This window comes from Fluviicola sp., assembly GCF_029266855.1.
Classification (GTDB): domain Bacteria; phylum Bacteroidota; class Bacteroidia; order Flavobacteriales_D; family Crocinitomicaceae; genus Fluviicola.
In genome coordinates, this window is record NZ_JAQSWB010000001.1 from 840,135 (window position 1) to 864,312 (window position 24,178).

Below are 24,178 nucleotides of genomic sequence, written 5' to 3' on the forward strand. Positions count from 1 at the left end.
TAAGTTACCAGCTCACAATATTTGATCATTTTGAACCTTGAACTTTTTAATCTTAGTTATTCACGCCCTTTTGTTATTTTCATTTTGACAATTTTATCGTGAACTGTCAGATAGATATTAACTTTGTCCCATGAAACAACAAGAAGATTTCATTAATGTACGGAGATTGATTAAAAGCAAGAATCCACGTTTATTAAAATGGATCCCTGGTTTTATCATCCGTTATTTGGAGCGTATTCTTCACCAAAAGGAAATCAATCATTTTCTAAATACACATGATTCTAAAAATCAGGATTTCTGTAAAGAAGTACTGGAAGAAATTGGCGTTACTTATTCCATTAACGGGATCGGGAATATTCCAAAAACAGGAAAGTGTGTGATCGTTATGAATCACCCGCTCGGAGGTATGGATGCAATTGCATTGGTTGACGCATTACGTGATCACCGGACAGATATCAAGTTTATCGTCAACGACCTTCTTTTGAACTTAGACCCGCTAAAGGAAATTTTTGTAGGAATCAATAAACACGGAAAAACGAAAAGCAGTTCCCTGCTCCAGGTGAACACATTATTTTCTTCAGACCAGTTGATCTGTGTATTCCCTGCCGGGTTGGTAAGCAGAAAGAAAAACGGGGTTGTAAAAGACCTGGAATGGAAGAAGGCGTTTGTAAAACAGGCCCGGTTAAATGATCAGTTGATCATTCCGGTGCATATTGACGGCGAGTTGTCAAACTTTTTTTACCGTTTGGCGAATTTTCGTAAATTTCTGGGAATAAAAGCCAACATTGAAATGCTTTACCTTGCAGATGAAATGTTTCGTCAAAAAGGAAAACACATTCAATTTACCGTTGGAACACCCGTTGAAGCTAAAACATTAGACACAAATATCTCAGATGTTACATGGGCCGAATGGTTCAGAAATTACGTCTATACCTTGAAACACAATTTATGAAACCAATAATACCTGCTGTAGACAAAGAGATCATCAAAAAAGAACTTGCCGAGCTAGGATTAATTCGCACTACCCGGAAAGGTGATAATGAGATCTATTTTGTAAATATTCATAACGCTCCGAATATCCTTCGTGAGATCGGTCGCTTACGTGAAGTTACTTTCCGTTTCGCCGGCGGGGGAACCGGTGAAGAGTTGGATTTGGACGAATTCGACACACAGGAAAACTGCTATGAGCAATTGATCGTTTGGTCGCCGGAAGATGAAGAAATTATAGGCGGATACCGATTTATACTGTGTAAAAACGCCATTGATGAAAGTGGAGAAATCCATCTGTCTACAACTCATTATTTTGATTTCTCTGAAAAGTTCATAAAAGACTACCTGCCAACAACCTGTGAATTGGGCAGAAGTTGGGTACAGCCTAATTATCAGCCGACACAAAATCCACGCAAAGGATTATTCGCGTTGGATAATATTTGGGACGGATTGGGAGCTTTGGTTATTCATTACCCGGAGATCCGTTATTTCTTTGGAAAAGTAACCATGTACCCTTATTATAACCGCGAAGCAAGAGACTTTCTGCTGTTATTCATGGAACATTATTTCCCGGATACTGAAAACCTGATGGTTCCTTATCATCCGCTGAAAATCGAATACAATGCCATGTTCGTGGAGGAACAGTTAAAAGGGCTGGATTTCAAAGATGGTTTTAAAGTACTCAACACCTTTGTGAGACAACACGGAGAAAATGTACCGCCTTTAGTAAACATTTATATGCACCTTTCTCCAACGATGAAGACTTTCGGAACCGCTGTAAATCCGGATTTCGGGAATGTTGAAGAAACCGGGATACTGGTTACCATTGCCGATGTTTATGAGGACAAAAAAGAACGACATTTAACTTACTAATAAGATGACACACGAGTTTGAACGCTGTTTTACAAAGGACCTGGAGTCATTAGCCAAGGAAATAGAACTTTGCGACGAAGAAACTGTTTTATGGCGTGTTGTTCCGGGAATTACGAACTCGATCGGGAACCTGACCCAGCACCTGATCGGAAACCTGAATCATTTTATCGGAGCTACAATTGGTGAAACGGGATATGTAAGAAACCGGGAAGCTGAATTTTCGGAACGCTATTTCACCAAAGCGGAGCTGATAACTGAACTTGGCAAAACTTCCGAAATGCTTCAAAAAGTACTTGGATCACTTACCAATGAACAATTGGAGAGGACATACCCTCATGAACCTTTCGGGTATTCAATGAGCACCAATCACATGATTACAAAATTGGCGAGTCATTTGGGATATCACCTGGGGCAAATCAATTATTTGAGGAGGATTATACAGAATTGAAAATGAATAATTGAAAAGAGTGGATTGTTTGAAATAAGAAAAAACTCCTCAATCAATTTAAATAAGATACGTTTCCCCGTCTTCCACCACTCTGACGTTCTCAAAAATTCTTGAAGCTTCTTCCATATGCTTTAAGCCATTATCATAGCGCGCGCTTAAATGACCCAGCAACAATTTACCAACTTCCGCTTGTTTAGCGATCACAGCAGCTTGTTCAGCCGTTGAGTGAAATGTTTGCCTTGCGCGCTCCAGTTTGTCGTTCAAAAATGTTGCCTCGTGATACAAAACGTCCGCGTTTTTAATGTATGGTACAATTCGTTCATCAAAAATAGTGTCGGAACAATAGGCATATGTTTTGAACGGTTTTGCCGGATAGGTATATTCATCCGCATAGATAATCTCACCGGATTCCAATTCAACGTCAATTCCTTGCTTTAATCTTGGAATCAGGGTCAATGATAAGCCGGCTTCTTCAAAACGCGCGGCATCCAGCTTTCGTTCTTTCGGTTTTTCCCTGATCAGGAAACCGTTTGTCGGGATTCTGTGGCTTAAAGGAAAGGTCCGAATCTCGATCAGTTTATCTTCATAAAGCAAACGCTCCTCCTTTCCGTTCAGCGAAACAAACTGAAGATCAAATCCCAGTTTGGTACCGCCAACTTCCAATTGCAGACGAATAATTTGCTCCAGTTCTTCAGGACCATAGATCGTTATTCCTTTATCTCTTCCCAACAAATGCAGAGTACTCAGTAAACCGACCAACCCGAAAAAATGGTCGCCGTGAAGATGGGAAATTAAAATATGATTGATCTTCTGAATATGTACGTGATATTTACGCAGCTGAACCTGAGTACCTTCTCCGCAATCAATTAGGATATGGCGGTCATTGCATTGTACATACTGAGCAGTGGGATTTCTATTTGAAGTTGGCAATGCAGCACCTGAACCCAATATGGTTACTTCAAAATTCATTCGCTATATCAAAACTGATTTTGCTTCTTCCAGTGTTTCAGAGATATTTAGAACTTTATCCAATTGAGCGATCCGGATCATCTTTGCTACATTCTCCTGCAAACCGCATAAAACAAATTGACCATTCGTGTCTTTGCACAATCGATTTGCCGTCAGAACAGCAGATAAGCCAGATGAATCGCAGTATCTTGTTTTGGAAAGATCTAAAATAATTGAGTTTACTCCGTTTTTGTTTAAAAGAAGCAGTTCACTTTTCAAATCGGGAGCATTGGAAGCATCCAATTTTTCAACAGAAGACTGAATGACCGTAAAGTTGGTATCTTGTGCAATAATAAAATTCATGTTGCCACAGTGTTTATCAAATGTAACAAAATATTCTTTCTTACAGCCTGAAAATAAAAAGACTTTAGCGTCCGATTTTTGCTGCGAGCAAATAAATTACCGCCATTCGGACAGCAACACCATTTTCAACCTGCTGAAGAATAATCGATTGCTTTGAATCAGCCACATCTGAAGTGATTTCAACTCCCCTGTTAATCGGTCCCGGGTGCATGACAATAATTTCCTTGTCCAGGCTGTCCAGAATTTCCTTATTCAGTCCGTATTGCATGGAATATTCTCTTAAACTTGGGAAGTATTGGATATCCTGTCTTTCCAGTTGAATACGCAACATATTTGCCACATCACACCATTCAAGGGCTCTTCTCAAATTGTGTTCGACTTTAATTCCTAAAGTATCAATGTATTTTGGTATCAGAGTTGTAGGTCCGCAAACCATTACTTCTGCGCCTAATTTTTGAAGTGTATAAATATTCGATAGAGCTACACGGGAATGTAGAATATCTCCGACTATCACCACTTTTTTCCCCTCAACAGAACCCAATCTTTCGCGGATCGAAAAGGCATCGAGTAATCCCTGAGTCGGGTGTTCGTGGGTTCCGTCCCCGGCATTGATCACACAGGTATTCGTTCTTTCGGAAAGGAATTTTGCCGCTCCGGGATTCGGATGGCGCATCACCACCATATCCACTTTCATGGAAAGGATGTTGTTTACGGTATCGATCAGTGTTTCCCCTTTCTTTACGGAGCTTGAGCTGGCTGAAAAATTAACCACATCTGCGGAAAGGCGTTTTTCAGCTAATTCAAATGAAAGTCTTGTTCTGGTAGAATTCTCAAAAAAGAGATTGGCAATGGTAATGTCTCGAAGTGATGGAACTTTTTTAATTGGCCGATTAATAACTTCCTTAAAACTATCTGCAGTTTTAAAGATCAATTCGATGTCCTGACGGGTCAGGTCTCGAATTCCAACTAAATGATCGACACTTAAATGCTCCATTATTCGGGTGTATACAATACAATTTTATCTTTTCCTTCACTATCCTTCCACTCCACGGTTACACGCTCAGAATCAAGCGTATCAACGGCTTTTCCAACATAATCCGCCTGGATCGGCAAATCGCGCTGAAATCTTCTGTCGATCAGTACCATTAATTCCACACGAAGCGGTCTACCAAAAGCCATTAAAGCATCCAGCCCGGAACGAATGGTTCTCCCGGTGTATAAAACATCATCAATTAAAACAACATTTTTTCCTTCGATCGTAAAATCAATATTGGTAACATTAGGAATAAGCGGTTTTTCTCTTCTTCTGAAATCGTCGCGGTAGAATGTTATATCCAGTTGTCCGCAAGTCACTTTTTCCTGACGCACATCTTCCAGGATCTGTTTCAGTCTTTCCAGCACAAAAATACCCCGCGGTTGCAAACCGATCAGAACTGTATTCGAGAAGTCGTCGTGATTTTCGATTAATTGATAAGCAAGACGGTTCATGGTTAACTGAACCTGCTGTTCATCTAAAATGACTTGCTTTTCCATCGAGACAAATTTAGTAAAAGGATTCGATTAGTCAAGCTTTTTTTCGAATTTCGATGTGCAAACTAAATCGTTTTAAATCGCTTTCTTATAGTTTGAAAAGATTAATAATCAATTTTTTACCGTTCAATCAATAAAGTAAATATTTTACTCATTTTTTATGGATTTAATAAAAAGTTAATGTACTTTTGAAACAGGATCGAAGGAATTTTCACATTTTTCTATTTTGATATTTAATTTGGAATTTTAGGTGTCGGAAGATATTTACTTTTTCATAGGGTTGGTTATTGGTTATAAATTTTGAAACGTAAAGCCGGCATCTAGATTCCATTTTAACCACCTTTTCGTTTGGTTTTATACCCTTCTTTGGTCAATAATTCGATAATTTTATCTCTAAAAGATCCCTGGATTATTATTTCTCCGTCTTTTGCTGATCCGCCTACTCCACATTTTGATTTCAACAATTTCCCAAGTTCCTTCAAATCATCATCCGAACCGATAAATCCTTCGATCAAAGTCACTTCTTTACCCGCACGCTGTTTTTTATCCAGCGAAACATACAACAATTGTTTGGAAGGTTCCAAAGTTTCAGGTGCTTCATCCGCTTCGAAATCATAAGAGAAATCAGGATTTGTGGAATACACAATATTTAGTCTTTCTTTATTCTTTTTACTCATTTGTATTTTTCAATTAATGTTGCTTTAATATCATCTGTCAATAAATAATCGGGAGCTTTATCCAATGCAGACTTTATTCCTACCGGAGACCGAACATCGTATATTATTACCTCTTTTCCAAAAGATTTAACAGAATTCACATCCGAAATTGCAATATCTGAATTTCGAAAGATTGCTCCATCAGCCAAAGACATATTCGGATAACTCAAAAACTGACCGGAGTTCACTGCGTTATAGTAAATCCTGAATCCTAGCCCCTTAATAGTTGATAAGAATCTTCCGGTGTTTGTTACCATTCCCAGATCACCGTTGTAAAAATACTGTTTTGCCTGATTCAGGGCACTTATGAGCTTCGTTGAATCTATCAAGCCTCCTGCTCCATCAGACTCCTTCAGGTCAATCAATAACCGGATTCCTTTTAAATCAGCCGGAAGATCCGATAAGCGGATCAAACGTTCGTGTTCCAAGGATTCGTATTTCACACCGGACAAGTATGCATCGCTCTTTTGAGAAACGGATCCGGTACCTGTTGATTCCTTGTCCAACTCGGGATCGTGAAAAAGCCATAAAGTTCCATCTGAGGATAACTGAGCGTCAACTTCAATCATTAAGACCGTTTCAAAGCTTCTGGCGTATTTGTAAGCCTCTAAGCTATTGTCGTGATAATTGCTGCTGGAGATATGCAAACCCGCACAAGCATGTCCGCCGATAACCGTATCGGGATAAAGGTCTTTGCGTTTCCCGCAGCAGAAAAGAAGCGGCAAAATAATCCATATCAGATATTTAGAACTCATAGTAGTAAGCAATTTCCGCAAAATAATTCCACATAAAAAAATGATTCCTTTTCGCTAAGTAGGCATCGTACTTCCATTCTATCGCAGGACCAATTCCGCCGGCAAGTGCAATTTTACTCCTTTTTCCAAAAGCCAGCCGACAGGCTAAAAAACTTTCTGTTGTATGAATAAGCGGATGTTTTTCAGGAACCTTTGTGTTCAGAAGAGAATAAGAAAGACGAATAAACGGGGAAATGGTGATCCAATCGATGAGTTTCGAAGGATACGATATGTCGTAACCCAAAGCTGGTCTTAATTGTCCCTGAAGAATTGTATTGGTGATTCCAAAGCCTAAAAAGACTTCATGAGTCAGATGCTTCTGGATCAATTGACCACGAACATGAAAAAAGAAACCCTGGGGATGATAATTAAAATCTGCTCCTAAGGAATACTTCGCTGAGTCCTGTGATCTTCCCGAAAATGGAATAAGCAATAACACCAAAAAAGCAAGTCTTCGAAACATGCTTCAAAAATAAGGAATGCTTTTCCTAAAACTAAAGTTTCGGGCACTTTTTACAGTGGTATCCTTTTCTTTTATACTTCTTACAACAATCTTTCTTTTTGTCGCAAGAGCAATTATTACAAGTGAACAGAGGTAAAATCGTTTGCGCTGAGTAAACTTCTTTTTTAACCATCTTTATTTAGACTAATTCTACACAAAGGTACTCTTAGAAAATAAATTACCAAGCATTGTTAGTAATTATTTTGTTAAAAGTAGCTGAATCTTTATTTTAATCAGATCCAAACGTGAAACTGCAAATTTGCAAGTTTACGAGGATAACTGCGTTTCAGCGATGAAGTATTCCGCTAATTAGGGGAAACTAATTAACTAAAAGGTTAACAGAAATCGGTTCAAAACGCTTCGTTGCAGGAATGACCAGGAATACTATGAAAACAACTGATGCGCCAAGCGAAAAACATGCATGTGTGCATTGACAATATCACGAACATCCTTGCTGTATCCGCCTCCCATACTGCAAACAATCGGAACGTTTCTTTCCCGTGCCAGGTTTAGTACAAATTCATCTCTCAGCCGGATTCCGTTCTGCGTGATCTTTAGTTTACCCAGTTTATCGGATTCTAAAATATCTACTCCGCATTGATAGAATATAAAATCCGGATTAAAGGATTTCACAATAGCAGTCAGTTCGGTTTTTAAAATGTTCAAATAAGATTTATCATCCAAAAATATTTCCAGATGAACATCCTTGTCGGATTCTTCTTTGTGAATGGGATAATTGGCACCACCATGCATACTGAAGGTAAATACTTCCGGAACATCCCTGAAAATTTGCGCTGTTCCGTTTCCCTGGTGAACATCCAGATCTACAATTAAGATCCGTTTGAATAAATGCTGGTCCAAAAGCCATTTAGCTGCAATTGCCTGGTCGTTCAACAAACAGAAACCTTCGCCCCTATCCGTAAATGCGTGATGTGTTCCGCCGGCAATGTTTAAAGCTGCTCCACCGTTTTTCACCATTTCAGCACATAAGCGGGTACCTTCCATGATCCTGAGTTCGCGTTGGATCAATTCGTTATTATGGATAAAACCGCTTACCCGCTGTTCCCTGGGAGAACAGCTTAAACTCAGTAATTTATTTAGATAGACTTCTGAATGTACTTGCCGGACATGTTTAAGATCGATGAGAGATGGCTTTAAAAACTCTTTCTCTTCCAGAATTCCTTCGTATTGCAGTTGCTGATGGATCAAACCATACTTTTCCATCGGGAAACGATGGGTACTTGGAACGGAATGAATATATGCAGGATGATAAGCTACAAAAAATGACATGTTATTGTGTCCTGTCTACGTCTGTCGAAATGGTAAATAACATTAAGTCATCATTCACGGGGACGAACTGGTAATTCAGCTGGCTTTTAGATTTCATTCTCATGGTAATGAAGCCAAGCCCAGCCCCTCCTTTGTCCGAAATCAATCCGTTATTCAGCGTTTCCAGGTAAAATGATTTGACCTCCTCTTCATCCATTGAGTTTAACCTGTCAAGATAAGACGCCAGTTTTTCTTTTTCAGAAATATCTGTCAGATTTCCAAGCGCAATTCTGTATGCATTTTCATTGAAAGCCACAATTATCAGTGCCTGCTGTTCGTTTTCCCATTTCTTACCGTGAAGCAGGATGTTCTGTAAACCTTCAATTAATATGGAGAAAACGCGTTTGACCAGGGTTTTCTTATCTCCGGCTGAAATCATGAAATCTTCCGTGCTAAGCGTGAAGCTATTCACAAGATCCTGATTTAAGGGACCGAAATGAGCAACCTGAACCGAATTGAAATGACTATCCTTAACGTCTTGAATCCAAGAGGCCAATATCATTTTGGGTTCTATGTAAAGTGTACCAGGCTGCATCAACTGTTAACAATCAGTAAATATAACAAAGCAAAAAAGACTTATCTCAATCAATGAGCAAATGAACATTTCCTTGCCACATTTTACCATCCGCAGTTATTAATTGGTAGAAATAAACTCCATCTACCAACTTTTCCCCCGTGATATCAATGCCGCCCCAATCATTTTTATAGTTGTCAGATTCGAACACCACATTGCCCCAACGATTCTGAATAATCACTTTTGAATTTGGCTTTAAATTCGTAATGTAAAATTCATCATTCGTGTGATCCCCATTGGCAGTTACGATATTCGGAATTCTGATTTCTCCTAAAATCTGGAATGTCTTTGTTATTGAATCAACACAACCGTCAACCGTTTCTATTACAAGTGTCATGCTGTAATCACCTTCGACCATTGAATTATAGCTCACTGAAGATCCTGTTCCAATAAGTCCTTCTCCTGAGACCGTCCAGCTGTAGCTTTGAAATGGTCCACCCGAACTGGCATCTGTGAAATTAATAGTCTCTCCCGGTGATACAATCGAGCTGGACATCGTGAAATCCGCATTCGGAGAAGCCATTGAACCAACCGTAATCGGTGAACCGTTTGTGATACACCCGTTAGCATCCGTAACTGTTAATGTATATATTCCCGAATTCAGATTAGTCAGATTTAGAGTTGTTAACGGACTTCCGGTCCATGCATACATGAATGGTCCGTTTCCGGAAACCTGAACACCACTAATTGCACCGTTGTTTCCAACACAGCTCTCGTTGCTTATTGTCACAGCAGTTTGATCAATTGTTGAAGGAGGTACAATTCCAACAAACATCGAAGTTGTAGCTTGACATCCTCCGTTATCCGTAACGGTCAAGGTGTAATTTCCGGTAGTTAAATTGGAAGCGTTCAGGGAATTCTGAGCAGGTGAACTATTCCAGGAATAAGTATAAGGAGTAGTTCCACCGGAAACACTCACTCCTGTTATTGAACCTGACCCAACACCGCACATATCATTTGTAATGACGGCATTGTTCGTATTTATAGTAAGGCCTGATGTACTTGGAACTGTAAATGTTTCCTGAACAGAGCAGTTTTGATCATCGGTAACTGTAATAGTATAATTTCCTGCTGCTAAAGCTCCGATGCTCAATGTGGTTTCACCATTCGGTGACCAGGAAACTGTTGGATTTATACCCCCTACGATCTGTAATCCGTGAATTGCTCCCGTATTTCCTGTACATCCGGTTGGTGTAATAACAAGTAAACCTTGATCCAAACTCAATGGAATCATTGCATTGACAACAAAAGGACCTCCGTTTGCGGTACAACCAAATGCATCTGTTACGACTAAATTGTAATTGCCGGGAGACAGATTTGTCTGATTTAAAGTCGGACTACCAACACCATTCCACATATAAGTTAATGTCCCTGTTCCACCGCTAGCTGTTAAGCCTGAAATTGTTCCATCGTTCAGTGCGCAGGTTTCCGCAGTCACCAGAACATTGGAAGAATTCAATACCGGACCTGCGATATTATTCACAGTAAATGGTCCTGCATTTGCAATACAGCCCAAGTTATCCGTAACCTGCAAACTATAATTTCCACTTGGAATATTGGAAAGATTCAAAGTATTGTATGCTCCTGAATTCCAGGAATAGGTATATGCCATTTGTCCGCCGGAAACAGCTAATCCTGAGATCGCTCCATCCGACTGACTGCAATGTGCATGTGTAATCGAAATTGCAGCCGAATTGATAACCGGATTGCTCGAAGCGCCTATCGAAACCGGCCCGAAAGTAGAAGTACAACTTCCGGCGTCGGTAACAACCAAAGTATAATTTCCTGAAGCCAGGTTACTTTGATCCAATGTCGGAGAACTCACTCCGTTCCATTGATAAGTTAAACCCGTTCCTGTTGCAGTAATTCCGCTAATCGATCCGTTATTCAAGCCACAAGTAGTTCCTACTACTGTCATATTGGTGGTATTGATTGCAGGACCGGGAGATAAACCTACATTAAAAGGTCCGGCTACCGCATTACAACCAAAAGCATCAGATACTAACAAGCCATAAGATCCGCCCGGGATATTTGTATGATCTAAAGTTGGACTTACAGCCAGGTTCCAATTATACGTCAGGGTTCCGGTTCCACTTGCAGTAATCCCTGTAATCGATCCGTCGTTTCCTGCACAGGTTTCATTGGTAATTACAACATTTGTGCTATTAATCACCGGGCCGGCAATATCATTCACAGTAAAAGGACCTGCATTCGCAACACATCCGAGATTATCCGTAACAGTCAGTGTATAATTTCCGGCCGGGATTGCATTTAAGTTCAGCGTTGAATATGCCCCGGCATTCCAGGAATAAGTATATGCTGCCTGTCCTCCGGAAACTGTAATCCCTGAAATAGCTCCGTTCGATTGCCCGCAATGAGCATGAGTAATCGCTATCGAGGCCGAATTAATGACAGGAGCACTCGAAGCACCGATTGCTATTGGTCCGGCAGAAGCAGTACAACCGATATTATCCGTAACAAGTAAGTTGTAATTTCCTGAAGCAAGATTACTTTGATCCAATGTTGGCGAGCTTACTCCGTTCCATTGATAGGTTAAACCTGCACCTGTTGCAGAAATTCCACTTATACTCCCATTATTTGCACCACAGGAAGTTCCTGTAACAAGCATGTTGGTCGTATTGATTGTTGGTCCCGGATTTTGTCCTACATTAATTGGTCCGAGAGAAGCCGTACATCCGTTATTATCGGTTACTACCAAACTATAATTTCCCGAATTCAAACCTGCGATATTCAATGTTGAATAAGCTCCTGAATTCCAGTTATAAGTAAGCCCTGTTCCCGTTGCTGTAATTCCTGATATCGAACCGCCACCGCCCAGGCAAGAGGCATTCGTCACAAGCATATTGGTTGAATTGATAGCCGGTCCTCCCGATGTTCCGATAATGTATGGTCCGGAAGTAGCCGTACAACCTACTCCATCAGTGACAGTAACCGTATAGGATCCTGCTGATGCTCCTGACAAATTCATGGAAGGTGTTACCACCCCGTTCCAGGTAATTACAGGTGTTGGTGCTCCGCCGGAAGTTGTTAAGCCTGTTATTGAACCGCCTGAGGAACAGGTTGCATTTGTTACTACAGCTGTTCCGGAAATAGTTGGTCCGCCAACCGTAACAGTAACCGGAACTCTGAATGTTCCACCCGGACAAAATCCGACATAATAAGTTGTTGTAGTTGTTAAAACAGGAGTTGTAAAAGTAAGACCCGTTCCAACGGAAACATTTCCCGTATAGCTTGTATACCAGGTAATATTTGCATTTGTTATTGGTGCAGGTAAAGTACCCTGAACCGTTACGGAAAGATTTGCAGTATTCCCGGTACAAATAGTTGCATTGTTTGGGATTAAGTTATAATACGTTTGAGGTAAAGATGAAGAACCTGCCGCCCCAACAGTAGCTCCGTTTGGAGGGAAACTCGCAACTATGTTCGTTGTGCCGACAGCAGTAACAATCCCATTAGCTCCGCCAGTAACCGTTTGAATTGGTGTTCCCGAAGTAAAAGCAATCATACCACCGCCACCGCCACCGCCCGGACCATCAACTTCAACTCCTGAAGCAACTCCACCAAAGGCAAGCGCGTTATTTCCTCCTGTTCCGCCATTTGCATTTAATGTGATTGTATTGGGTAGAGCTGTTCCATTCGAAATGATAATCGCACCGCCACCGCCAGCACCACCAGCACCATCAACACCCAATTTTGTATTAGAAAAAGCTCCTGGTGTGGGTGTATTGGTCGGATTTGAATTCTGTCCGTTTGCTCCATTAGCTTCTATTATTCCTGTTCCAGTAATGCTTCCATATGATTGAATGAAAACAATTCCTCCACCAGTTCCACCACTTCCGCCTTGATTTTGATCCATTTCACCGGCGCCGCCGCCGCCGCCCATAAAAACACGCGTTGCATCGTAGGTCAATGGGTGACCTCCAAGACCTCCTTCTGTTCTTCTGCTATCTCCAGACCAAGCGGCATTATTTGGTCCAACTGTTGCTTCATTCTGATCACTTTGTGCACCGGAATATCCTCCGCGCCCTCCTCCAGAGCTGGGTGTAGTAGCCATTCCTGCAGTTTCCAAATTCCAAAATGCTGCATAACCAGCGGTAGCAACACCTTTTCCATTATACATTCCAGTTCCAATATTGGAACCTCCTCCTCCTCCGGCATTTTTGTAGTTTGCACCGCCACCACCGTTAGCAGCAGCTCCTAGTCCATATCTTGAATAAAGTACAGTATATTCATTAGCTGCCGAACCTCCGATTCCTTCTCCTTTCTCAGCTCCTTCATTTGCTGTAGAATATCCTGGCTTCCCTTTTTGGGTAGCCGAACCTGCAGGACCTCCAGTTGTATTATCTGTAATCCCACCTCTAAATCCATATCCGGTAGCAATAATCTTTGAGTTTGTTCCAAAATTCAATGTGCCATTTACTTCCAAAGCTACAATCCCCCCAGTAACACCATTCCATCCGCCGGCCACTACAGCTGATCCATTCCAAAATCCTGGAACTACTGTTGTATTCGCATTCAGAGTCAAATTTCCGAATCTGGGTACACGAACAACTTGTACATGACCAGCTGCCGTATAGGAATTCTTTAAAGCACATCGTACAATGATAGATGTGCCATTGGGAACCGAAAGCACTTCCGCATATTCATATTTTCCAGCATTGTTATAATTGGTGACTCCTCCCCAATCAGGACGATAATTATCCATATTTCCTAAATCGCCCATTGCAGAATTAGAAAGTGTATAATTTCCAGGCCAAAAAATTGGATCAGTTCTAATATCCATCGTAGCGCCTTGCATTTGAATAATTAAAATCAAATCACCTGGAGCTAAAGCCATAGTAAGGTTCACACCATTAGTCAGGACACTGGAAGCTACCGGAATAGTAGTAGCACTTGCAGTAATATCTGCCGTAACATTAGTATAAGCGTTAAGAACTGTTCCTGCTGCGGTGACCGTATAATTTCCGTTTTTGGCCTGCTGACTAAATGTAAGAGTACAAACAAATAGTAGTAATGTGGAGAGAAGTGTAGACCTCATGCTATAAATTGGATAAAACTAGTTCACTAAAGAGACGCCAAATTATACAAAAGGTTGTAATTTTTGTTATATTTTTCTCGATATTTCTTTCATTATCAAACTTACAGCAGGACAGACTTCCATATTCTTTCTTGTCAGATCCAAGATCTGGTACATGTTCTTTCTGTCAGTATGCGGATATTCCCTGCAAGCTAGGGGTCTGTCCTCGTAAACCGAGCAGTAATTATCTTCACCAAGAAAAGGACATGGGGCTGTCCGGAGAACATAATCCTGGTCTTCGTCCATTTTCAAATACGTGTCAATGAATTTACTTTCCGTGAGTCGCAAGCGTTTTGATAAACGTTTGATATCCACGTCTCTGAAAATCGGGCTGGTGGTTTTACAGCAATTTGCGCACGCCAAACAATCGATTTTACGAAAGGTTTCGTTATGCAACTGATGGAATTGTTCATCCAAGTTTCGATTGTTAGCCTTTTTGGCTTTTTTAATCCACTTAACAAAAAATTCCTTCTCGGCCTTTCCGTAATCAATTAGCTCTTTCAAATTCATCTTACAAAATTAACAGAAACAGATGCTGAATTTTAAAGTATTGCTTAATTTAGTCCAAGATACTTATGGAAAATTTTGATTTAATCGTTATAGGTGGTGGACCGGCTGGTTATGCAGCAGCAATGCGCGGGATCGATTATGGAAAACGTGTTTGCTTAATTGAAAAAGACCGGGTTGGCGGTGCCGGAGTTTATAACGGCGCCCTGTCATCAAAAACATTGTGGGAGATCTCCCAGAAAATCGCATCTGTAAATGATACTATTGGCGGAAAAGGACGAGAAAAATTTTACCTTTCCTGGCAGGATGTCGACGCTACTGTTGACGAAGCCGTTTTCGAACGTAAATTCCAATATTCTTGCCACTTAAAGCTTCTGCAGGCGGAGACAATGAATAAATTGCTCAGCTATGAACGTGGAACCGCCAGCTTCATTTCTCCACACGAGGTCGAAATCGTTCAGAATGATGGAGATCGCAAAGTGGTCTACGGAGAAAATATCATCATTGCCAGTGGAAGCAGACCACGGAAAATGAAAGATGTTAAAGTGGACGAACAAACCATTTTCACCAGTGATGGGATCGAAAACCTGAAGGATTATCCCAAAAGCCTCGTGATTGTAGGAGCCGGTGTAATCGGTTGTGAATATGCAACGATCTTCTCAAATTTTGGAAAAACAAAAGTATACCTGATCGACCGTGCTGATCGGATCCTTCCGTTTGAAGATACCGACATCACGGATATTGTCAGTCAGAACCTGGAAGAAAAAGGGGTTACAATTCACCATAATGCACAACTTGAAAGACTGGAAAACCTGGGTAACGAGGTCGAATATGAATTAAGTTATCCGGACGGCACCCGCGAAGTGATTCGTGTTGAAAAAGCTCTTCTTTCTATTGGACGTGTACCCAATATTGAAAGCTTAAAAATGGAGAATGCCGGTGTTCTAATGTCTAAGCGCGGACAACATATCGGTGATGATGATACGGTAACGAATGTTCCGCATATTTACGCTGTCGGAGATGTTTCCGGGAGAATTGCATTGGTAAACATGGGTGAAATTGAGGCTCGCCATGCGGTTGAAAGAGCTTTTGGAACGATCCGCGAACGCTTGAGCTACGATAATGTCTGTACGATTATGTTTCTTCAACCCGAAGTTGCTGCAGTCGGAATTAACGAAATGCAATGTCTTGAAAAGAATATTCCGGTAAAAGTGGTCAAAATCGATTATTCTGTAATCGCCAGAGCAATTGCTATGAGAAAGACCGAAGGTTTTTTCAAGATCATCGTTACGAACGATAGTGATATGAAGGTTCTCGGAATGCGTGCTGTCGGTGAACATGCTTCTACAGCTATTCAAACCATCGGTTTAATCATGAAACTGGGACTTCCCATTCACGTGATTGCGGAATTAGTTCATCCCCATCCTTCTATTGCGGAAGGAATCCAGGAATGTGTAAGGATGCTTTTAAACCGATCCCTGTTTAAGTCTTCGGTATTTAAAGATAAACTAGCTTGTTACTCTTTGGTCGACGGTGTGAAAACTCCGCTGGAGCGATTATAAAAGGTTATATCGATCAGCCTACTTTCCTTTCAACTCCATTGCCTTTAATGTATTGATCATCAAAGATGCAATTGTCATTGGTCCTACTCCACCCGGAACCGGGGTAATCGCAGAAGTTTTAGGCGCAACTTCTTTAAAGTCCACATCACCTGCCAGTCTCCATCCTCTTTCTCTTGTTGCGTCTTCAATACGGGTTGTTCCCACGTCGATCACCACCGCACCTTCTTTAACCATATCGGCTGTGATGAATCCCGGAATACCAACTGCGGCAACCAAAATATCAGCCTGAGAACAGATTTCTTTAATATTTTCAGATTTTGAATGCACGAGTGTCACCGTACAGTTTCCAGGATCCGTATTCTTCCCCAAAAGCAAACTCAAAGGGGTCCCCACGATATTGCTTCTTCCAACAACCACACAGTTTTTCCCCGCAGTTTTAATCTTGTAACGACGCATTAATTCAACGATCCCCGCTGGTGTTGCGGGAACAAATCCGGGGATATTCAACATCATATTTCCAACATTGATCGGATGGAAACCATCCACATCTTTCTTCGGATCAATTGTCAAAGTCACTTTCATTTCATCAATATGAGCCGGAAGCGGCAACTGAACAATAAATCCGTCAATACTTTTATCTTCATTCAATGCAATCACCTTATTCAGAAGTACTTCCTCCGAAACCGAATCATCATAACGGATCAATGTACTTTCAAAACCGATCTCCTCACAGGATTTCAATTTATTGTTCACGTAAGTAACCGAACCACCGTCATTTCCAACTAAAATAGCAGCTAAATGAGGGATTTTCCGACCTGCAGCTTTACGCTCTTTCACTTGAATTGCCAATTCTTTCCTGATTATTTCAGCTGTTTCTTTCCCGTTAAGTATCTGCATGTCGTGATTTTTTGTGCAAATATAAGGCTTACATCGATTTAGCAGCATGATTAATGCGATTGAAAACAAATTGATTTGTGAAATTTTATAAACATTAATTGATTTAGCAATTAAATAATAACATAAAACTCCATTTTACTCAATGAAAGCAAGGGTTTAATCAAATACCAATTTATGAATCCAACCATTTAACCCTTGCGGCGTCTTAATTATGAAACGACAAAACAAAATGTCATGGAAAACAAACTCACTAAGAAACGCTTTATTCAGACCTCTGCAATTCAGCAAATTAATGAAGCTACGATTGTTTTGAGGCATTTTATTGAACTGAGTGCAAAATTGCTGCCTTTTTTCAATGAATTATCTAAAAAGAACACACTACTGCCACAAGAGCAAAGTGATCGGAATAAGATTATTGAAGTTTACAAAAGCTATAGTTTCGACACAAGCACTTCTGAAATATTAATGGAATCAGACATTTTGGAAATCATTCAACAAACTTTCCGGGCAATAGAAAAACGCTCACCTGGCAAAGAATCTGATTCCGATAAATTAATGGCCATATTCCAAAACAAGCATCATCAACTCGTGCTTAACTGGAAACAAACCGACATTAATTAACTGATCAATTATAAATGATTTAACTATGAAAAGGAATTCCTTCCTTGATAATTAATCATTCAATTTCTGATCCACCCGTAAATCCAGGTATTCGAAAAGTTGGACGGATTAATTACCCGGTTTTCTTCTGCAAGCGGTGCTCCATGCATAATAACAAAGCGCCATTTTCCTTTTTCTGCAAGGATAGAATAATTGGTCGAATCCGGATAATTCGCAATGATATTCTTTTCAGATCTGCCGGGCCAGGCAGCTTTATTTATTTCCTCCCCGGACCAATAAAGCGCTGTTTTCGCTGTGGTTTGGTGAAATTTACCGGAGAAACCGGACTTATCCGGGAAGAACCTTCCGAGCATGCCGTGATCCCTTCCTAAAAAATAACGTTTGATCTGTACAATTTTATTATCAACTAATCGCAAACGGTTCAGGTTATGTGACGCATTTTCACAACATGGATACTGATGATGATACAATAAAACCTCCTTTGTATTTGGATGGATTTTATAAGCTAACACATGCCCTATTTCATTATAAACTGAAACCAATTCACCTTTGATCGTGGTAAAAATCTGCAAGTGTTCCTTTTCCCTTTCTTCATCAGCATATCCGTTGAAAATAAGTTCCGGAACTTTGTCATTATTCAAATCAATCAACTGATACAAGGGTGCGAATTGTTTGTAATAGTTAACAAATAAAGCCCCCGGATCATAAGCTTTCGTTCCGATATGATCTACCAAATCATTGCTAAAGAGGAATTCTACCATTTTAGCTTTCAACGCTTCATTATTTACCTGAATTTTACTGAAATCCGTTTCGGGATTCGCAATAAAAACTCTTGCATCAACGCGTGTCATTTCTACATAGCTCAATGCCAATACAGAAAAGCTCAAAAACAAAATGGTTAATCTTAACTTCATTATTCAAAGATAAAAAATGGGCTTGAATAAAAAGTGGGGATGCAATTAATCACACCCCCACCTTTCTTTAAAAGAATTTATTTACTTTTTTGCAGCTTTCGTTTTTCCTTTTTCAATAGAAATTTTCAAGCCTGTATTTGCTTCGTCCATATCCAGAACAATGGTATCTCCTTCTTGCAGATTTGCTTTAATGATCTCTTCTGCCAATGGATCTTCAATGTACTTTTGAATTGCTCTTTTCAATGGTCTTGCACCAAATTTCTCGTCGTATCCTTTGTCTACAATGAAATCTTTTGCTTTTTCAGTCATTGAGGCATGATAACCCAATATAGCGATGCGATCAAACAATTTCACCAATTCCAAATCAATGATTTTATGAATGTTTTCTCTCGTTAATGAATGGAAAATAATCATGTCATCAATACGATTCAAAAACTCAGGTGAGAAGGCTTTTCTCAAAGCATTTTGAATAACCGTTTTGGCATTATCATCGCGCTGATCTGTCTGTGATTTTGTTCCGAAACCAACTCCGGCACCAAAATCTGCCAACTGACGTGCTCCGATATTGGAAGTCATAATTAATATGGTGTTCTTGAAATCGATCTTGCGACCCAAACCATCCGTCATATGTCCGTCATCCAGAACCTGAAGTAATAAATTGAAGACATCCGGATGTGCTTTTTCAATCTCATCCAACAAAATGATCGAATACGGTTTGCGTCTTACTTTTTCAGTCAGCTGACCACCTTCTTCATAACCTACATATCCCGGAGGCGCTCCTACCAAACGAGAGATAGAGAACTTTTCCATGTATTCAGACATGTCAATGCGAATCAACGAGTCTTCCGAATCGAATAAATACTTCGCAAGAACTTTTGCCAATTGCGTTTTCCCGACACCTGTTGGTCCTAAGAAGAAGAACGAACCGATTGGCTTATTCGGATCTTTCAATCCGGCTCTGTTTCGCTGAATAGCTTTAACCACTTTTTCAACTGCTTCCTGCTGTCCGATTACTTTCCCCTGAAGTTCATCAGCCATAGTTGCTAATTTACCCATTTCGGTTTGAGCAACACGTGTCACAGGGATTCCGCACATCATGGAAACCACTTCTGCTACATCCTCTTCGGTCACAACAACTCTTTTCGCCTTGGAATCTTCTTCCCAGCGTTTTTTAGCCTCCTCCAAACGGTCCTGAAGTTTACGCTCAGAATCACGTAATTCGGCAGCTTTCTCGTATTGCTGAGATTTAATGACCTCGTTCTTCTGATCCTTCAATTCTTCAATTTCCTGCTCGATATCAATAATATCCTGCGGAACATTGATGTTTGTAATATGAACACGTGAACCAACTTCATCCAGGGCATCAATTGCTTTATCCGGTAAATGTCTGTCAGTAATATAACGTTCTGTCAATTTCACACAAGCAGCAAGCGCTTCATCCGTATAAGTAACCATGTGATGGTCTTCATAACGCTCTTTGATGTTATTCAAGATCTGGATTGTTTCCTCGATACTGGTTGGTTCGATCAATACTTTTTGAAAACGACGCTCTAAAGCACCATCTTTCTCGATGTACTGTCTGTACTCATCCAAAGTAGTAGCTCCGATCGCCTGCATTTCACCGCGTGCCAAAGCCGGTTTAAACATGTTGGAAGCATCCAAAGAACCGCTCGCTCCACCCGCACCGATAATGGTGTGGATTTCGTCAATAAACAAAATGATATCCGGATTTTTCTCAATTTCCGACATCACGGCTTTCATGCGTTCTTCAAACTGACCGCGGTATTTTGTACCGGCAACCATGGAAGCCAGGTCCAATGAAACAATTCGTTTATTAAACAGTACCCGGGAAACTTTGCGCTGAACAATTCTCAATGCCAATCCCTCGGCAATTGCACTTTTTCCTACTCCGGGTTCTCCGATCAGAATCGGATTATTTTTCTTTCTGCGTGACAAAATCTGAGACACTCGCTCAATTTCTTTTTCACGTCCAACAATCGGATCCAGTTTTCCGGCTTCCGCCATCTTTGTTAAGTCCCGACCAAAATTATCCAAAACAGGTGTTTTAGATTTAGGGTCAGTAGCTTTTCTTTGGCTGGCTCCAAATGTTTGGTCGTCATCTTCAGAAGAAGACGACATTTCTGCTCTTGGTAGTTTATTTTCGTCGACCATATTCTCTAATTCCTCGTGAACTGTATTATAATTTACTCCATAGCGGTTTAACACCCTACAAACTACGGAATCTTCATCCTTTAGCATCGAAAGTAATAAATGTTCTGTTCCTATCATAGGACTCTTAAACAATTTCGCTTCCAAATAGGTTATTTTTAACAAACGTTCAGCTTGTTTTACCAGAGGTATATTCGCACCAACCGGCGAATTCGATTTAGCTGCCTCCAGCAATGGTTTTTCTAATTCTGCCTTTAACTTTTGTAAATCCAGATTAAATCCGGTCAGGATCCGCACAGCGTTCCCCTCTCCTTCACGCAAGATTCCAAGCAAGAAATGTTCTACCCCAATAAAATCATTCCCCAAACGCAAAGCTTCTTCTCGACTGAAGCTAAGTACATCTTTTACACGGGGTGAAAATTTCGCTTCCATAATTATCTTAATTTAAGATTCAGGTACAACAACTGCACCATACAAATATACAAACACATTAAATGTTAATAAGTACATCGAAATAGCATTTTTTCACCGCTTTTTGTTAGTAAAAATCCTTTTACCCCTCTTTTTTGTAGCTATAAAAAAACTAATTTCGAAACTTGCTTTTAGCACGCAAATTTCGTGCATAATTTAAAACTATGACAAGATGGCAGATGGAGAAAAGATTATCCAGATTAACATCGAAGATGAAATGAAGTCGGCGTACATCGATTATTCGATGTCAGTGATCGTATCTCGTGCACTTCCTGATGTGCGTGACGGATTTAAACCTGTACACCGCCGTGTATTATATGGTATGCAGGATTTGGGAGTTTATTCCAACCGACCACACAAAAAGTCAGCTCGTATTGTTGGTGAGGTACTCGGTAAGTATCACCCGCATGGTGACAGTTCCGTTTACGATACCATGGTTCGTATGGCACAATCCTGGTCTTTGCGTTATCCTTTGGTTGACGGACAAGGTAACTTCGGCTCTGTCGATGGTGACAGTCCGGCAGCAATGCGTTATACGGAAGCACGTTTGCGCAAGATCGCAGAAGAGATGCTGGATGATTTGGATAAAGAAACGGTAGATTTCGCTCCAAACTTTGATGACTCTTTGGAAGAACCAACGGTTTTACCTTCAAAAATCCCTAACCTGTTGGTGAATGGAGCAAGTGGTATCGCTGTGGGTATGGCTACGAATATGGCTCCTCACAATTTAGGTGAGGTTGTAGACGCAATTATTGCATATGTCGACAACAATGACCTGGAAGACGATGAGTTGCTGCATCATGTAAAAGCTCCCGATTTCCCGACAGGAGGTATTATTTATGGTGTTGACGGTGCCCGCGAGGCCTTGTTAACAGGCCGTGGCCGTGTGGTTATTCGCGGAAAGGCAGAGATCGAAGAATCAGGAGGAAGAGAACAAATCATTGTTACTGAAATCCCTTACCAGGTCAACAAAGCAGAAATGATCAAGAAAGCTGCTGAACTGGTAAATGACAAAAAGATAGAAGGTATTTCTGACATTCGCGACGAATCTGACAGAAATGGTATGCGAATCGTTTTCGAATTGAAACGCGATGCCATTCCGAATGTGGTATTAAACAAACTTTATAAATACACTGCGCTGCAAGGTTCATTCTCTATCAACAACATTTGTTTGGTTGACGGAAGACCTCGTTTATTGAACTTACGGGAAATGATTGCTGAATTTGTTAAATTCAGACATGAAGTGATCGTCCGCAGAACAAAATATGAATTGCGTAAAGCTGAAGAGCGTGCGCATATCTTAGAAGGATTAATCATTGCTTCTGATAATATCGATGAAGTAATTGCAATTATCCGTTCATCCAAAAGCCCGGAAGAAGCGCGTGAGCGTTTGATGGAACGCTTTTCGTTGTCGGATATTCAATCCCGTGCAATTGTTGAAATGCGTCTGCGTCAGTTAACCGGACTGGAGCAGGATAAATTACGCGCAGAATACGCTGATTTGATGGCATTTATTGCTGATATGAAGGACATTTTGGCTCGTGAAGAACGCAGAATGCAGATCATTAAGGACGAGTTAATTGATGTTCGCACCAAATACGGTGATGCCCGCCGTTCGAGAATCGAATACTCTGCTTCTGAAATGAAGATCGAGGATTTGATACCGGATGAAGAAGTGGTTATTACAATCTCTCATGCAGGATATATCAAACGTACAAACCTGGATGAATTCAAGGTTCAAAGCCGTGGTGGAATGGGGTCGAAAGGTTCTACAACACGGGACAAAGATTTCCTTGAGCACCTGTTCGTTGCAACAAACCACAATTACTTGTTGATCTTCACCGAAAAAGGACGTTGTTTCTGGATGCGTGTATTTGAAGTTCCTGAAGGAAACAAAACGGCAAAAGGAAGGGCAATTCAAAATTTATTGAATATTGAGCAGGATGATAAGATCAAAGCGTATGTGAAAGTCAAAGATTTGACCGACAAAGAATACGTTGAGAACAATTTCATAGTTATGTGTACTAAACAGGGGATTATCAAGAAAACTTCCCTGGAGGCATATTCCCGACCAAGAGCAAACGGTATCAATGCGATAACTATTCGTGAAAACGACGAATTGCTTGAAGCAAGATTAACAGATGGAACTAACGAAATGGTTTTGGCAACAAAAGCTGGACGTGCGATTCGCTTCAACGAAGAGAAAGTTCGTCCGATGGGAAGAAACGCTTCCGGTGTTCGTGCTGTGACTCTTCAGAATGATTCGGATGAAGTTGTCGGAATGATTTGCGTAAAAGATAACGCTGAAACGATCATGGTTGTTTCTGAAAAGGGTTATGGAAAACGTTCATTCTTAAATGATCCTGAAGACGGAGAGCCGGTTTACCGTATCACAAACCGCGGAGGAAAAGGTGTTAAGACTATTAACATTACGGATAAAACCGGACCTCTATTGGCAATCAAAACCGTTGCGGACGAAGATGACTTGATGATTATCACTAAGGCTGGTGTTACCATCCGTATGCATATTGACGGCATTCGTGTAATGGGAAGAGCTGCACAAGGTGTTCGTTTGATTAACCTGAAAGGTTCAGCTGCAATTGCTGCTGTAGCACGAGTTCCACGCTCAGATGAAGATGAAGCGGAATTCGATGAAGACGGAACAATCATCGAAAAACCGATAGATGACACAACAGAAGAATCTGCAGGTGAAGAATCAAACGAAACAAATTCTGAGGAATAAATATGGAAAATGCATTTTATTTGCATCTTAGTGTCGAGCTTGGCATAAAAGTTGGAAATGAAGTCACAGCAAATAAGAAAAGCGCAGCTTTGATAAAGATCAAACGGTGTGCAGATAAATTTAATAAGT

The 24,178-nt window shown here is 40.6% G+C and carries 20 protein-coding genes; 6 read left to right on the forward strand and 14 right to left on the reverse strand.

What is annotated here, in order from left to right:
- Positions 1 to 130: 130 nt before the first annotated feature.
- From K0S23_RS03935 to K0S23_RS03945, 3 genes are read left to right on the forward strand one after another with little or no spacing between them, the layout of a single operon-like run.
- Positions 131 to 952, forward strand: a complete 822-nt coding sequence (locus K0S23_RS03935; protein WP_300354551.1) for a 1-acyl-sn-glycerol-3-phosphate acyltransferase — start codon at positions 131 to 133, stop codon at positions 950 to 952.
- Positions 949 to 1,863, forward strand: a complete 915-nt coding sequence (locus K0S23_RS03940) for a GNAT family N-acetyltransferase (protein WP_300354554.1) — start codon at positions 949 to 951, stop codon at positions 1,861 to 1,863. Before K0S23_RS03935 ends, K0S23_RS03940 begins: the two co-directional genes overlap by 4 nt.
- A gap of 4 nt (positions 1,864 to 1,867) precedes the next feature.
- Positions 1,868 to 2,311 carry a DUF1572 family protein gene (locus tag K0S23_RS03945; RefSeq protein ID WP_300354557.1) on the forward strand — a complete coding sequence of 148 codons (444 nt, stop codon included), beginning with the start codon at positions 1,868 to 1,870 and terminating at the stop codon, positions 2,309 to 2,311.
- A 57-nt stretch (positions 2,312 to 2,368) separates the two neighbouring features.
- On the opposite strand, the gene K0S23_RS03950 is transcribed toward K0S23_RS03945, so the two are convergent.
- The 11 genes from K0S23_RS03950 to K0S23_RS04000 form a co-directional block, all read right to left on the reverse strand.
- Positions 2,369 to 3,280, reverse strand: coding sequence for a ribonuclease Z (locus K0S23_RS03950; protein WP_300354561.1), 912 nt, complete (start codon positions 3,278 to 3,280; stop codon positions 2,369 to 2,371).
- A 3-nt stretch (positions 3,281 to 3,283) separates the two neighbouring features.
- A complete protein-coding gene (locus K0S23_RS03955) occupies positions 3,284 to 3,622 on the reverse strand; it encodes an STAS domain-containing protein (protein ID WP_300354564.1) in 339 nt (112 codons plus the stop codon).
- 64 nt (positions 3,623 to 3,686) lie between these two features.
- Positions 3,687 to 4,616, reverse strand: a complete 930-nt coding sequence (locus K0S23_RS03960) for an aspartate carbamoyltransferase catalytic subunit (RefSeq protein WP_300354567.1) — start codon at positions 4,614 to 4,616, stop codon at positions 3,687 to 3,689.
- Positions 4,616 to 5,155, reverse strand: coding sequence for a bifunctional pyr operon transcriptional regulator/uracil phosphoribosyltransferase PyrR (gene pyrR / locus K0S23_RS03965; RefSeq protein ID WP_300354569.1), 540 nt, complete (start codon positions 5,153 to 5,155; stop codon positions 4,616 to 4,618). Before pyrR ends, K0S23_RS03960 begins: the two co-directional genes overlap by 1 nt.
- A gap of 329 nt (positions 5,156 to 5,484) precedes the next feature.
- Complete coding sequence (locus K0S23_RS03970) at positions 5,485 to 5,829, reverse strand: translation initiation factor (protein WP_300354572.1); 345 nt, start codon at positions 5,827 to 5,829, stop codon at positions 5,485 to 5,487.
- Positions 5,826 to 6,623 (reverse strand): glycerophosphodiester phosphodiesterase family protein, encoded by a 798-nt coding sequence (locus tag K0S23_RS03975; RefSeq protein WP_300354575.1) that lies wholly within the window; start codon positions 6,621 to 6,623, stop codon positions 5,826 to 5,828. The genes K0S23_RS03970 and K0S23_RS03975 overlap by 4 nt, the downstream gene beginning before the upstream one ends.
- On the reverse strand, positions 6,613 to 7,125 hold the full coding sequence (locus K0S23_RS03980) for a hypothetical protein (protein ID WP_300354578.1): 513 nt from the start codon (positions 7,123 to 7,125) through the stop codon (positions 6,613 to 6,615). The genes K0S23_RS03975 and K0S23_RS03980 overlap by 11 nt, the downstream gene beginning before the upstream one ends.
- Positions 7,126 to 7,548: 423 nt before the next feature.
- Positions 7,549 to 8,454 (reverse strand): histone deacetylase, encoded by a 906-nt coding sequence (locus K0S23_RS03985; RefSeq protein ID WP_300354581.1) that lies wholly within the window; start codon positions 8,452 to 8,454, stop codon positions 7,549 to 7,551.
- 1 nt (position 8,455) lies between these two features.
- A complete protein-coding gene (locus K0S23_RS03990; protein ID WP_300354584.1) occupies positions 8,456 to 8,995 on the reverse strand; it encodes a DUF6272 family protein in 540 nt (179 codons plus the stop codon).
- A gap of 79 nt (positions 8,996 to 9,074) precedes the next feature.
- On the reverse strand, positions 9,075 to 14,126 hold the full coding sequence (locus tag K0S23_RS03995; RefSeq protein ID WP_300354587.1) for a gliding motility-associated C-terminal domain-containing protein: 5,052 nt from the start codon (positions 14,124 to 14,126) through the stop codon (positions 9,075 to 9,077).
- Positions 14,127 to 14,192: 66 nt separating this feature from the next.
- Entirely contained in the window at positions 14,193 to 14,675 is a 483-nt protein-coding gene (locus tag K0S23_RS04000; protein ID WP_300354590.1) for a YkgJ family cysteine cluster protein, read from the reverse strand.
- Between the two features lie 65 nt (positions 14,676 to 14,740).
- Here K0S23_RS04000 and K0S23_RS04005 point away from each other — a divergent pair, with 65 nt between their 5' ends.
- Positions 14,741 to 16,234, forward strand: a complete 1,494-nt coding sequence (locus K0S23_RS04005; RefSeq protein WP_300354593.1) for an NAD(P)/FAD-dependent oxidoreductase — start codon at positions 14,741 to 14,743, stop codon at positions 16,232 to 16,234.
- An 18-nt stretch (positions 16,235 to 16,252) separates the two neighbouring features.
- Here K0S23_RS04005 and K0S23_RS04010 read toward each other — a convergent pair whose 3' ends face one another.
- Positions 16,253 to 17,131 (reverse strand): tetrahydrofolate dehydrogenase/cyclohydrolase catalytic domain-containing protein, encoded by an 879-nt coding sequence (locus tag K0S23_RS04010; protein ID WP_300354596.1) that lies wholly within the window; start codon positions 17,129 to 17,131, stop codon positions 16,253 to 16,255.
- Between the two features lie 234 nt (positions 17,132 to 17,365).
- On the opposite strand from K0S23_RS04010, the gene K0S23_RS04015 reads away from it, so the two are divergent.
- Complete coding sequence (locus tag K0S23_RS04015) at positions 17,366 to 17,752, forward strand: hypothetical protein (protein ID WP_300354599.1); 387 nt, start codon at positions 17,366 to 17,368, stop codon at positions 17,750 to 17,752.
- 59 nt (positions 17,753 to 17,811) lie between these two features.
- On the opposite strand, the gene K0S23_RS04020 is transcribed toward K0S23_RS04015, so the two are convergent.
- A complete protein-coding gene (locus K0S23_RS04020) occupies positions 17,812 to 18,666 on the reverse strand; it encodes a hypothetical protein (RefSeq protein ID WP_300354602.1) in 855 nt (284 codons plus the stop codon).
- A gap of 81 nt (positions 18,667 to 18,747) precedes the next feature.
- Positions 18,748 to 21,267 (reverse strand): ATP-dependent Clp protease ATP-binding subunit, encoded by a 2,520-nt coding sequence (locus tag K0S23_RS04025; RefSeq protein ID WP_300354604.1) that lies wholly within the window; start codon positions 21,265 to 21,267, stop codon positions 18,748 to 18,750.
- Between the two features lie 211 nt (positions 21,268 to 21,478).
- Here K0S23_RS04025 and gyrA point away from each other — a divergent pair, with 211 nt between their 5' ends.
- Positions 21,479 to 24,049, forward strand: coding sequence for a DNA gyrase subunit A (gyrA, locus tag K0S23_RS04030; protein ID WP_300354607.1), 2,571 nt, complete (start codon positions 21,479 to 21,481; stop codon positions 24,047 to 24,049).
- Positions 24,050 to 24,178 lie beyond the last annotated feature (129 nt).